Annotated in this window: 10 protein-coding genes; 4 read left to right on the top strand and 6 right to left on the bottom strand. The window is 61.0% G+C overall.

Annotated elements, in window-relative coordinates:
• Positions 1–51: 51 nt before the first annotated feature.
• The 3 genes from ACWHVV_RS17445 to ACWHVV_RS17435 all read right to left on the bottom strand — a co-directional run bounded on the left by ACWHVV_RS17445 (position 52) and on the right by ACWHVV_RS17435 (position 3,723).
• Positions 52–972, bottom strand: coding sequence for a helix-turn-helix transcriptional regulator (locus ACWHVV_RS17445; RefSeq protein ID WP_447927341.1), 921 nt, complete (start codon positions 970–972; stop codon positions 52–54).
• Between the two features lie 9 nt (positions 973–981).
• The gene (locus ACWHVV_RS17440; RefSeq protein ID WP_447927340.1) at positions 982–3,111 is read right to left on the bottom strand and encodes a TonB-dependent receptor; all 2,130 of its coding nucleotides are present in this window, start codon (positions 3,109–3,111) and stop codon (positions 982–984) included.
• Between the two features lie 219 nt (positions 3,112–3,330).
• On the bottom strand, positions 3,331–3,723 hold the full coding sequence (locus tag ACWHVV_RS17435) for an accessory factor UbiK family protein (RefSeq protein WP_447530270.1): 393 nt from the start codon (positions 3,721–3,723) through the stop codon (positions 3,331–3,333).
• Between the two features lie 335 nt (positions 3,724–4,058).
• On the opposite strand from ACWHVV_RS17435, the gene ACWHVV_RS17430 reads away from it, so the two are divergent.
• The 3 genes from ACWHVV_RS17430 (at position 4,059) to glnK (ending at position 6,266) form a co-directional block, all read left to right on the top strand.
• Positions 4,059–4,397 carry a P-II family nitrogen regulator gene (locus ACWHVV_RS17430; protein WP_447530269.1) on the top strand — a complete coding sequence of 113 codons (339 nt, stop codon included), beginning with the start codon at positions 4,059–4,061 and terminating at the stop codon, positions 4,395–4,397.
• A gap of 77 nt (positions 4,398–4,474) precedes the next feature.
• Positions 4,475–5,722, top strand: coding sequence for an ammonium transporter (locus tag ACWHVV_RS17425; protein WP_447927339.1), 1,248 nt, complete (start codon positions 4,475–4,477; stop codon positions 5,720–5,722).
• A 205-nt stretch (positions 5,723–5,927) separates the two neighbouring features.
• Positions 5,928–6,266, top strand: a complete 339-nt coding sequence (gene glnK / locus ACWHVV_RS17420) for a P-II family nitrogen regulator (protein WP_227389979.1) — start codon at positions 5,928–5,930, stop codon at positions 6,264–6,266.
• A gap of 198 nt (positions 6,267–6,464) precedes the next feature.
• Here glnK and ACWHVV_RS17415 read toward each other — a convergent pair whose 3' ends face one another.
• Entirely contained in the window at positions 6,465–7,241 is a 777-nt protein-coding gene (locus tag ACWHVV_RS17415; RefSeq protein WP_447927338.1) for a ferredoxin--NADP reductase, read from the bottom strand.
• A 172-nt stretch (positions 7,242–7,413) separates the two neighbouring features.
• Here ACWHVV_RS17415 and ACWHVV_RS17410 point away from each other — a divergent pair, with 172 nt between their 5' ends.
• Complete coding sequence (locus tag ACWHVV_RS17410; protein ID WP_447927337.1) at positions 7,414–8,340, top strand: LysR family transcriptional regulator; 927 nt, start codon at positions 7,414–7,416, stop codon at positions 8,338–8,340.
• Between the two features lie 22 nt (positions 8,341–8,362).
• On the opposite strand, the gene ACWHVV_RS17405 is transcribed toward ACWHVV_RS17410, so the two are convergent.
• Both ACWHVV_RS17405 and ACWHVV_RS17400 read right to left on the bottom strand, forming a co-directional pair.
• On the bottom strand, positions 8,363–10,219 hold the full coding sequence (locus ACWHVV_RS17405) for a methyl-accepting chemotaxis protein (RefSeq protein ID WP_447927336.1): 1,857 nt from the start codon (positions 10,217–10,219) through the stop codon (positions 8,363–8,365).
• A 192-nt stretch (positions 10,220–10,411) separates the two neighbouring features.
• Positions 10,412–12,523 carry a methyl-accepting chemotaxis protein gene (locus ACWHVV_RS17400; RefSeq protein ID WP_447927335.1) on the bottom strand — a complete coding sequence of 704 codons (2,112 nt, stop codon included), beginning with the start codon at positions 12,521–12,523 and terminating at the stop codon, positions 10,412–10,414.
• Positions 12,524–12,682: the final 159 nt, after the last annotated feature.

Below are 12,682 nucleotides of genomic sequence, written 5' to 3'. Positions count from 1 at the left end.
AGGAAAGGATATGCCGGATGCCAAATGAGCTATGCGCAACGCCAGCAATGCTCATGCATCGACGCGGCGCAGGACAGCCGTGGGCGCGACCCCGAACTGGCGTTTGAAAGCGGTGGCAAAGTTGGTGGCCTGGCGGTATCCGCAGGCGTGAGCTACTTGCTGGACGCTGTAACCCTTTGCGAGCTGCTGGTAGCCCTTTTGTAGGCGGCACTGGCGAAGGTGGTCAAAGATCGTGCAGCCGTAACGCGCGCGAAACTTTTGGCGCAGGCTGCTCGGGCTCATGGCCGCGCGTTGGGCCAGCGCCTGCAGCGAGTAGTCGGCCATTGGGTGGCGGCTTAACGCGTCACGCAACTGATCAAGCCGTTCTTGCTCGCGCGCTTGGGCGCTGGGCGGCGCAACGGGGTGGGTCGCCGGCGCAAAGGGCAGCCCATGACCCAGTAACTGAAGAGCCAAGCCATGCCAAAGCAGTTTCTGGCGTTCATCATTGAGCGGATGTTCGCCAAGGGCCAACAGCTGTGAAAAAAGAGCCGCTGGAAGAGAGCAGACGCGCAGCTGGGGGCCCTGAGGCTCTGGCAGGGCATGGGTTGCGGTCGTCAGAACGGCAATATTGAGCGTACGCAAACGCGTCTGCGCGGGTTGCTCGACGACCAGCGGCGCCTGGGCGGTAAAGTGCGCGCATAACGCCTGGCCTTTGCCAATGTGGGTCTGCTTCTGGCCCTGGGCAAGGTGGATGCTCCCCTCCATGACCACGCACATGAACCAGGGCACCGACCGGGTCGAGCGTGAGAGGTAGCCGTGGCGCACCTCGAGATCCGACAGGGTGAGGTGCAGCGCCGGGGGCAGCGACAGGTCGCGAATGCGCCCTTGAGCAACCGGTTCGTCGGGAAGCGCCTCCGGGTGCCCGTAGTCGATGCCGAATCGATGCCCCAACAGGCGTAGCGCCGTTGGCGTGAGTGACGTGAGGGTCGGCATCGAAAGGCTCTAGTACTCCAGCGACCAGCCCAGAGTGAACGTACGCCCCCGGGCCTGGTAATCGTAGAGGTACTCCGGCCCATAGTTGGGCGAATAAAAGCCCACGGCCCGCTGGCCCCAGGGCGTGGAGTACTGCTTGTCGGTCAGGTTGCTGATCCCCAAACTCAGGGTGCCGATATCGGTCTGCTGGCTTCCGATCACATCGAAGGTGGTAAAGCCGTCGATGCTATCGCCCTCGGCGTCTTCGTACTGGCGGGCGTGGCTGCCCTGAAGGCGCAGCGTGCGCGCGTCATCTTGCCAGGCCACGTGGGCGGTCAGGGTGTCCTGGGAGGGGTAAGGGGCTACGGTAATACCGCGGTCCTGCCAACTGCCGTCTACCTTGCGTTCGGAGGCCAGCGCGTGGAGGGTGCCGCCCACTTCCCAGTGGTGGCCGATGAAGCGGGTGAGCGAGGCTTCCAGGCCGTAGTCGCGGCGGTCGTCGTCGATCTGGGTCACATTGAGATCGTCGTCGAGCTCCATGGCGGTGTCCGACCAGGCGTAGTAGACCGCCGCCTGGGTCAGCCAGTCGCCGCCCTGGTAGCGCCAGCCAAGCTCGACTTGGCGGGTCTTGATACCGTCCAGCGGGTTGTCCGCCACGGTTTGCCCGGCGCGGCCATAATACTTGGACGGGTCGGGTAGCTCGAAGCCCTCCGAGTAGCCCAGCCAGCTCTGATGGCCGTTGTCGAAATCATACAGGGCGCTGGCGTTATAGAGGGTGACGTCGTAGTCGCTGGAGCCGCCGGGCACGTCGTTGAAATCGTCGATGTCCACGTCCATGCGCTGGTGGCGGATGCCGCCGCTGAGCTGAAGCTGGTCCGTGGCCCACCACTCGCTTTGGGTAAACAGCGCCAACGTGTCGATATCGAAACCCGGATAGCGGGGCGTGACGCGATCGGCGCGCTGTACGAGCCCACCGGAGCTATCGCTTGCGGCGCGATCGAAACGCATCTGCGAGGCGTCAAACGACTCCCGGTCCAGGTCCGCGCCGTAGGTCACATTGAGATCGTCACGTGGATCTGCCGAGAACAGCGCCTTCAAGCCGCTAAGCTGGGTGTTCTGCTGGGAGGCGGCGAAGTAGTAACCGCCGTCCTGGGCGGCGTAAGGGAAGGGGTAAAAACTCGATTCCTCCTCCCGATGAAACGCCTGCAGGTAGAAATTCTGATTCAAAAGATCGGCGTGGTGGTAGCTTGCGCTGATCATCTTGCGGTCGGTACGCGGTTCGCGGTCGGCGGTGAAGCCGTCGCGGATATCGGCGCCGTCGAGATTCGCCGTGGTGGCGGCCAAATTCGGGTAGTAGACGCCGCGGTTGCCCTCTTTGCCGGAGTCATAAAGCTGGCCGCTGAGCATCAGCGTCTGTTCGTCGTCAAGCTCGACGCGTAGGTTGCCGAGGATATCCAGCTGGCGATTGTCCTGCAGGTCGCTTTGCGCGATATCGGGGAAGATTTCATCGCCCCCGGCGTCGTACTGGCGGCCGTTTTCCATCAGGGATACGCCAATGCGGCCCTGTACCGTTTCATTACCGCCGCTGGCCGACTGGGAAAGGCGCCGGTCGAGGTCGTGGCGCGTGTTGAAGCCGCTGGTGACGCTCGCCTGGGTCTCGAAGTGGGGGCCGCCGCGCTCGCCTTGCTTGGTGATGATGTTGATCAAGCCGCCCGTGGCGCCGCCGCCGTACAAGCTGCTGGTGCCCGAGAGCACCTCGACGCGCTCGATATTGAACGGGTCGATGGCGTCGAACTGACGCGACAGACCGCGGGAGTTATTCAGCGATACACCGTCGATGAGTACCTGAACGCTGCGCCCGCGCATGTTCTGCCCTGCATTGGTGCGCCCCTGGGGGCCGAAATCCAGCCCCGGCACCAGCCGGCCCAGCGCCGTTTTCAAATCGCCCCCGGCGTTGATCTGCTGCTGTAGATCGGGCCCTTCGACCACGTGTACCGCCCCCGGGATCTGGCTGATTTGAGTGGGCGTGCGCGAACCGACCACCACCAGCGTGTCCTGGGCGGCGGGTTCCGCGCTGGCCGTCGGTTGGGATTGAGAAAGGGCCGTCAAGGGAAAAGCACCGCTCAACAAAGCGGCGCTCAGGGCGACATAGCGAGTCATGAGAGATCCAGAAAGCAGATTGTTATTGATAGAACGCCGTTCATCGACGCTGCAAAGCGCAATGATAGGTGTTCTCATTTTTTATATCAATCTACGTGGATCGGCGCTTCGAACGTCACAAACGCCCGCGCGGCAAAGGGGATAAGCCGCGCGGCGTTTCGAGTATGGCTACCCTAAAGTGCTGTTATAAAAGACTTCTCAAGGGCTGCTTATAAAGAGCTACTCGCCCAGATCGTCCACCGAACCCGTGGCATCCTTGGCCGCCTTGGCGGAAGAGGCGCGGGGCTTGGGCGTCTTTTTGGCGGGCTCCTGGGGGGCCGGCGTGGTCTGCGCCTCGGCTTCCATGGGGGTGGCCTTGTCGGCCTGGCTTGCGTCGATCGAGGCTTCCAGGTTGGCCACCTGGCGCTCCAGCGCTTCGACCCGGGAGCGGGTGCGTTGGAGCACGTCCATTAGGATGTCGAAGTCTTCCCTGGACACCAGCTCCATGCGATCGAACGCGCCGCGCATGACTTGCTGCACGCCTTTTTGAATGTCTTCCGGTGCGTGAGAAGCATTTTGCAAGCGGTCGCCAATTTGCTGTGCGAGTCGGCTAATGCGGTCTTGGGTCGCCATGGCTATCTCCTGATACGAACGCATAAATGTGAACGGCTTTCTCGTAAGGATACGCAACCCAGGCGAAATACGCATGTTTCACATGCGTTTGGGCGGTGACTTTTTCGCTTGCATCAAAATGAAGCGACCCGCTTTGGCGGGCGCACTCCTATAGTGCGTCCGCTTTGTCGTGCACCGGCTTAGCGCGCGACAACGTGTTGGTTTTGCCTTGGCTGCAGGCTTAAGTAGCTGATTTATTATTTAAATTTAATGAGTGGCACGGTATGCGCATTATCGAGGCAAGGCATTAATTTCAGGCGGCGGCGCCGCTATTTATCCAGCAGGGGAGCTCCGGGATGAAACTCATCACCGCTATCATCAAGCCATTCAAGCTCGACGATGTCCGTGAAGCACTTGCCGATAACGGTGTGCAGGGGATCACGGTGACCGAGGTAAAGGGGTTTGGGCGTCAAAAAGGCCATACCGAACTTTATCGCGGCGCCGAGTACGTCGTGGATTTTCTACCCAAGGTCAAGGTGGAGATCGCCGTCGACGACGATCGCCTGGACAGCGTGCTCGATGCGATCTGCAGCGCGGCGAACAGCGGCAAGATTGGCGATGGCAAGGTGTTCGTCACGCCCCTTGAAGACGTCATTCGTATTCGTACCGGCGAGCGCGGCGCCGACGCCGTATAACCCGAACCAATAAGTCACACGGCGATTTTGTGAGCATTTTTGCTTGATACAACGTTTTAGTAGACGGGGAACGACTCATGAACGAGGTAACCGATCTGAGCTACGCGCTCGATACGTTTTACTTTTTGATTTGCGGCGTGCTGGTCATGTGGATGGCCGCCGGCTTTTCGATGCTGGAAGCCGGTATGGTGCGCTCCAAGAACACCGCGGAAATTCTAACTAAAAACATCGCGCTGTTCGCCATCGCCTGCACCATGTACCTGCTGGTGGGCTACACCATCATGTACTCCAGCGGCGAAGGCGGCTTTTTGCCGAGCCTGGGCTTTCTGATTGGCGCGGAAAACGGTGTCGACGCCGTGCTGAATGGCGGTGAAGACGCGCCCTACTACGCCATGCGCTCTGACTTCTTCTTCCAGGTCGTGTTCGTGGCAACCGCCATGTCCATCGTTTCTGGTGCGGTGGCCGAGCGCATGAAACTCTGGGCGTTTTTGGCCTTTGCGGTGGTGATGACCGGCTTCATCTACCCGGTCTCCGGCTACTGGACCTGGGGTGGCGGCTGGCTGGACGCGCTGGGCTTCTCCGACTATGCCGGCTCCGGCATCGTGCACATGGCCGGTGCGGCCGCTGCACTGGCGGGCGTGCTGATTCTGGGCCCGCGCAAGGGCAAGTACGGCAAGGACGGCGCTATTCACGCCATTCCTGGTGCCAACATGCCGCTGGCCACACTCGGTACCTTTATCCTGTGGATGGGCTGGTTCGGCTTCAACGGCGGCTCGGAACTCAAACTGTCGGATGTCGCCTCGGCCAATAACGTCGCCCAGGTGTTCGTGAATACCAACGCCGCCGCCGCCGCCGGCGTGCTCGCCGCGCTGGTACTCGCCAAACTGTGGTTCCGTAAGGCGGATCTCACCATGGCGCTCAACGGGGCGCTGGCAGGGCTCGTCGCGATCACCGCCGACCCGCTTTCTCCCACCGCGCTGGGGGCGGCCACTATTGGCGCCGTGGGTGGTTTGATCGTCGTGGCGGCCATCGTCACCCTCGACAAGCTCAAGCTGGACGATCCGGTCGGTGCGATTTCGGTGCACGGGGTCGTGGGCATCTGGGGCCTGCTCGCCGTGCCCTTGAATAACGGTGACGCCTCCTTCGGCGCGCAGCTGATCGGTATCGTCGGCATCTTCGGCTGGGTCTTTGCGGCAAGCCTGGTGGTCTGGCTGGTGCTGAAAGCCCTCATGGGCATCCGCGTCAGCGAAGAGGAAGAGTACGAAGGCGTGGATATCGCCGAGTGCGGCTTGGAAGCTTACCCGGAGTTTAGCGTCAAGAAATAACCAAAGCGGTCCTTTTACAACGATGTGGCCTATACAACGATGTGACCCATACAACGATGCAACATAGTGAGCTTACGGCCTCCCTTGGTGGGAGGCTTTTTTATTCTCTGGCGGTAGCGGTGTATGCTTGGGGTAGCGGGCAACGGTTTCGTCGTTGTGAACGTCTGCCCCACAACAATCGGACAGCAAGCGAGAGGATGTCACCATGAAACTCATATCAGCCATTATCAAGCCGTTCAAGCTTGATGACGTACGCGAATCCCTCTCGGACATCGGCGTGCAGGGGATTACCGTAACGGAAGTCAAAGGCTTTGGCCGTCAGAAAGGCCATACCGAGCTTTACCGCGGCGCCGAGTACGTGGTGGATTTTCTACCCAAGGTGAAGCTGGAAGTGGCCGTCGACGACGAGCTCGCCGAGCAGGTCATCGAGGCCATTACCCAGGTGGCGAATACCGGCAAAATCGGCGACGGCAAGATTTTCGTCATGCCACTGGAGCAGGTCATTCGTATCCGCACCGGCGAAACCGGTAAGGATGCGGTTTGAGTTAGTGAAGGGTCATTGGTGAGTGGTGAATAGTAAGTTGTGAGTAGTAAAAAACCCCTGTGGAGTATCTCCAGCAGGGGTTTTTTGTTGGTATCGCGATGAAGGTGGCGCCGAACATCACCATTCACCATTCACCATTCACCATTCACCATTCACCATTCACCATTCACCATTCACCATTCACCATTCACCAGCCCATCACTTCTCGACAAACGCCCGCTCGATCACGTAGTCGCCGGGTTCGCCCATGCGCGGCGAGATATTCATGCCCAGCTCGTCGAGCAGCGCACTGGTATCGTCGAGCATCGCCGGGCTTCCGCAGATCATCGCGCGGTCCTGGCGCGGATCGATGGGCGGCAGGCCCGTGTCCTCGAAGATCTTGCCGCTGCGAATATGGTCGGTCAGCCGCCCCATGGTGTGGAACTCTTCCCGGGTCACCGTGGGGTAGTAGACGAGCTTTTCGGCGATCTCTTCGCCCAGGTATTCGTGAGCGGGCAACTCCTTGGTGATGAAGTCGGCGTAGGCAAGCTCCGAGACTTCGCGCACGCCGTGAACCAGCACGATTTTTTCATAGCGCTCGTAGACTTCCGGGTCCTGAATCAGGCTCATGAACGGCGCCAAACCCGTGCCGGTGGAGAGCATGTAGAGGTTACGCCCGGGCAGCAGGTCATCGCACACCAGCGTGCCGGTGGGCTTGCGGCTCACCATGATCTGGTCGCCCACCTGAAGGTGCTGAAGGCGCGAGGTCAGCGGGCCGTCCGGTACCTTGATGCTGAAGAATTCGAGGTGGTCTTCATAGTTGGGGCTGGCGATGGAGTAGGCGCGCATTAGCGGTTTGCCGTCCACTTCCAGACCGATCATGACGAACTGGCCGGTCTTGAAGCGCAGGCTGCGCTCCCGCGTGGTACGAAAGCTGAACAGGGTATCGTTCCAGTGATGAACGCTCAGCACGTCTTCCAGGGCAAACTTGCTCATGACAACTCCTTGGGTGCGAATGACGACGCGAGTAAGCACTCATTCGCATTTCATATTCTTAAAAAGAATAAAGGCGGTTAGGTATGTTGCCGTCAAGTCTAAACAGCGGGCGCATATCTGTTAAGTCAATTATACTGATAAACGTTATCCGTAAAATCGATATAGGCCGGGTATGCACTATACGTTACGCCAGCTCGAGGTCTTCGTGGCCGTGGCCCAGCACGAAAGCGTCTCAAAGGCGGCGCGCGCGCTTGCCATGTCCCAATCTGCCACCAGCACCGCCCTCACCGAGCTCGAGCGCCAGTTCGACTGCCAGCTGCTCGACCGGCTCGGCAAGCGGCTAAAGCTCAATGCCCTGGGCTTTCAACTGCTGCCCAAGGCGGTGGCACTTTTGGACCGAGCCGAGGAGGTAGAGGAGCTTCTGCGCGGCCAGAAGGGCGTGGGGGCGCTCGAAGTGGGGGCGACGCTGACCATCGGCAACTACCTGGCCACGCTTTTGATCAGCGATTTTATGCAGCGCTACCCCGGAAGCCGGGTGCGGCTGGCGGTGCGTAACACGCGTCATATCATCGAAGGGGTGCGCCAGCACTCGCTGGATTTAGGCTTGATCGAAGGGCAGTGCGACGACGAGATGATCGTCAGCCAGCCCTGGGTCGAGGACGAACTATGCGTGTTCTGCTCACCGCGCCACCCGCTTGCCGGGCGCAAGCATCTGGAACTCGAGCAGCTTTTACGCGAGGACTGGATCATGCGCGAAGAGGGCTCGGGCACGCGCATGACGTTGGAGCATGCCGCCCGCCACCGGCGCAGTCGCTTCAATACGCTGTTGGAGCTCGAACACACCGAGGGCATCAAGCGTGCGGTGGAGTCGGGCCTTGGCATCGGCTGCGTCTCGCGGCTTGCGCTGCGCGACGCCTTCCGGCGGGGCAGCCTTGTTGAGCTGCCCACACCGGAATTGGATTTGAAGCGCCAGTTCACTTTCATCTGGCACCGCCACAAGTACCTGACCACCGGCGTGCGCGAGTTTCTGCGCCTGTGTCGCGAGATGACCGCCGGTGCCAGCCGCAGCGACGATATCGAGCTACCGCCGGTGCCCTAGAAGGAAAAGCCCGGGCCCAGGATTAGAACGACGGCAGCGAACGCGTGGATTGATTCTCCGTCAGCGGCGGCGCTGCGCGCTCGGACAGCTTGAAGCTGCCGATTGTCTCGGCCAGGTGATTCGCCTGCTCTTTGAGCTGCTCGGCGGCGGTGGTGGACTCCTCCACCATGGCGGCATTTTCCTGGGTCATGCGGTCCAGGTCGGCCACCGCGATGTTGACCTGGTTGATACCGTCGCTCTGCTCGCCGGTCGCGGCGGTAATTTCCTCGAGCACGTCGGACACGCGGGTGATGTGCTCCACGATGCTTTTCATGGTGGCGCCGGCGTTACGCACCAGGGTGGTGCCGTTATTCACCTTGCTCTGGGAATCCTCGATCAGCTTTTGAATGTCGTTGGCCGCATCGCTGCTGCGCCTGGCCAGCATGCGCACTTCTTCGGCCACCACGGCAAAGCCGCGACCGTGCTCGCCGGCGCGCGCGGCTTCCACCGAGGCGTTCAGTGCCAGCAGGTTGGTCTGAAACGAGATGCTGTTCATCAGGGTGACGATCTCACCGATCTTGTCCGAGGCCGTCGTGATCTCCTCCATGGTGGTCACCACGCCCGCGACTACTTGCCCGCCTTCATTGGCGACTACAGACGCGGTTTGCGAGAGCTTGTTGGCTTCTTTCGAGGACGCCGCGGTTTGCTGCACGGTGCTGGTGATTTCCTCGATGGAGGCGGAGGTCTGCTGCAGGCTGGCGGCGGTGTTGTCGGTACGCCGCGACAAATCCTGGCCACCGGTGGCAATCTCGCTGGCCGCATGGTGAACCGACTGGCTGCTGGTGCGAACGTCGATCAACACCGACTCCATCTTGTCGACGAAACGGTTGAAAGCGCCACTGATTTGGGCCACTTCGTCGCGGCCTTGCTCGGGCAGGCGGCGGGTCAGGTCGCCTTCGCCGCTGGCGATGTCGTCCAGCGCATCCCGGGCGCGCTCGAGTCCCTTGAACATCTGTTTGAGCCACACGCTCAGCAGTAAGGCCGTGACGACGAGAATGATCAGCAGCACCACCAGCGCCGATTTGATCATGGCCCGCAGGCCCGCCGTGGCTTCGCGCTCGTCCAGCGCCACGCCAAGCTCCCATTCGGTGCCGGCAATGGGCGTGGAGGCGATGCGTTTGTGTCGGCCATTGACCTCGATGTCTTCCCAGGCGTTACGCGTTGCGTTGAGCCGATCGATGGTCGCCGGGCTGAGGGTTTGGCTAAGCCGGGTCAGCGGCTGAAGCGTCAGCGCCGCATCCGGGTGGGCAATCAGGGTTTCGCCGCTGTCGCTTAGAAAGGCGAAGCTCGACGGGGTCGGCTGGATGGCGTTGACCTGATCGATCAGCGTGGTGATTTCCACGTCGCCGCCTATGACGCCGTAAAGCTGGCCACTACGCTTCACCGGAGTGGCAAAGGTAACGACGAGTCGACCACTTTCAGTATCGGCATACGGAGGCGTAATGATCGTCCGGTCTTGGGCGACCGCCGCTTGGTACCAGCCCCGCGTACGAGGATCGTAGTCCGGCCCTGGTGCGTTAGCAGTGGCCAGATGGCTGCCATCGGGTTGGCTAAAAAAGGCGGCCATGAAATCACCAGAGGCATCTAGCTGCATCAATGGCGCCATCGGGTCACCGCCTTTCATCGGTTCGCGCGCAGCCTCCATCATTTGAGTACGCGCTGCAACCCATTCCTCGATCGCCAGCGCATTGCCCTGGGAGATGGAGGCAAGCTGTTGGGTCACCTGCTCGTCGTTGTGGGATTTTAGCGTCAGGTAGCTGACCGCGGCGTTGATCGTGAGCGCTAAAGTAATCACCACCAGGGTGATTACCAAAATGCGCATGCGTAGCGAAGAAAGCATGGCGTGATCTCTGTCAGGAAGGTGGGTAATTGAGTAGACCATTCGGTCTTGAAATAATGGGGTTGTCTCTCTATCGGCGTTGTGGGATGCGACTTTAGTTTTACCGAACTCTTTTTCGCAGTCCGGCCCCATAAAAAAAGGGCCTCCTGTGGAGGCCCTCGATGGGTACCGGGTAGTGTCAAAGCGGCCCGTTTAGCGGCCGGGTAAGGAGAGCGGCGAGGCCTGTTGCTCGCGACCCGTACGCTCCTCGGCCAGGGTAAAGGCGCCGACCAGCTCGGCCAGACGTTCCGCCTGCTCCTTCAACTGCTCGGCCGCGGTGGTGGACTCTTCGACCAGCGCGGCGTTTTGCTGGGTCATCTGATCCAAATCGCTCACCGCAGTGCTCACCTGGCTAATGCCGTCGTTCTGCTCGGCGGCGGCGGTGCTGATGTCACCCAGCATCTGGTTCACCCGGGTGACGCTTTCGGCCAGCTCATGCATGGCCTGTTCGGCCTGGTGCACCAGCTGCGTGCCGCTTTCGACTTTTTCCGTAGAGGCCGTGATGCGCTGGCGGATGTCCGCCGCGGCGTCGCTGCTGCGCGCGGCGAGCATGCGTACCTCTTCGGCCACTACCGCAAAGCCGCGGCCGTGTTCGCCGGCGCGCGCCGCTTCCACCGAGGCGTTCAACGCCAGCAGGTTGGTCTGGAAGGCGATGCCGTCGATGACCTTGACGATCGCCTGGATCTCATCGGAGGTCGTACGGATATCGCCCATCGTCACGACCACTTGCTCGAAGGCGCTGTTGGTGCGCGTGGCCAGTTGCGCGGCGGTTTGTGACAGGCCGCTGGCTTCTTTCGAGGCGCTGGTGGTGTGGCCCACGGTGCTGCTGATCTCCTCCATGGCGGAAGAGGTCTGCTGCAGGCTTGCCGCCGCCTGGTCGCTGCGCCGGGAAAGATCCTGGCCGCCCTGGGTGATCTCGTTGGCGGCGTGGTGAACGGAGTTGCTACTGGCGCGTACGTCGACCAACACATCGTGGATTTTATTGGCAAAAGCGTTGAACTGAATGGCGAGCTCGGCGGCTTCGTTACGTCCGCGCACCGGCAGGCGCTGGGTCAGGTCGCCGTCGCCGGAGGCGATGTCGCGCATCCGCTCGGCCAGGTGGCGCAGCGGCCGGGAGATGCTGTTACCCAGCAGCCAGCTGACGAAAAGGCCGGCCAGCGCAATCAAGAGCCCCATGAGAATCATGCCCCACATGGACGAACTGGCCTGCTCGCCGAGTTCGTCCTGCAGATTTTGCAGGCCGGCCATGACCGCGCTTTCCGGCAGGCGCAGCATCAAAACCCAGGGTGTTTCGATGTCGCCGATGGTAAAGGGCCAGTAAAGCTCGATGACCCCTTGCTCCCGGTCGTAGCGGCGTACGGGCTCGCCCGCCTGGGCGCCTTGAATAGAGGACTGCAGAGACGCGTCGAGTACGTCGCTGCTAAGCTTACCAAGCGCTTCCTGGTGGGCAGTGTGCGCCGCCAGGGAGCCGCCCGAGGCGATCAAGGCCATTTCGCCGGCACCGTCGTAGAGCGACTGATTGGCTTCCTGCAACATGGATTGAATGAAGTTGACCGATAGATCGACACCGGCGGCGCCGCGGAACTCACCGTCGACCAGTACCGGTACGCTGAACGAGGTCACCAAAACGACCTGACCGTCGTAGTCGTAGGGCACCGGGTCCACGATGCAGGTGGTTAGCGTATCGCGCGGGCAAAGGTAGTACTCTCCCTGGCGGACCCCGTTGGGCTGGCGCGTTTCGCTTTCCATGCTCTCATCGAGCGGAAGCACCACGATGTTGTCGCTATCGTCGCGGTACCACAAAGGACGAAAGCGGCCATCCGGGCCGTAGCCAAGCTCTTCACGGCCGGCAAAGACCTCGTCACGCCCGAACGCATCCGGCGCCCAGCCAATATAGGTGCCCAGCAGTTCCGGGTTATCGATGGCGGTCTGACGGATCACCTGGGAAAGCTCGCGGCGGCTCAAATACAGCGAAGGGCGGCCGGATTCGTCGGTCACGCCCATCAAGGCGTTGGTGCGCGCCAGGTTTTCGCTCAGGAGCAGGGCATTTTCCAGCTCACCCTTGATGCGCTCGGCCTGTTCCCCCGCCACGGAATCCAGGCGGACTTCGATGTTGCGCTCGAGAAGCTCTTTCGTCTGGCGCTCTACCAACTGGTTGGAGCGCCCATCGGCGATGATCGAATAGACGACCAGCGCAGCCACGACCAGCAGAATACAACTGCCCACCAAAAGCGCGATGAGCGTGCGTACGGATTTGAAATTCATTTCAAACGCCCTTGTGAGCCGCTTGCCAAGCGATGTGAGAGTGAGGCTGCGGCATCCGTTAAGATGCGCAAACGCAGTGAGTGCAGCATTGAACGTTCATCCTGTAGGGGAATATGGCGGAGCAAATAGACCGTGTGGTCTATGCCGATAATCATCTAT

It is taken from the genome of Vreelandella sp. EE27 (genome assembly GCF_968206495.1).
This window is presented reverse-complemented; position numbering and strand designations above follow the sequence as displayed.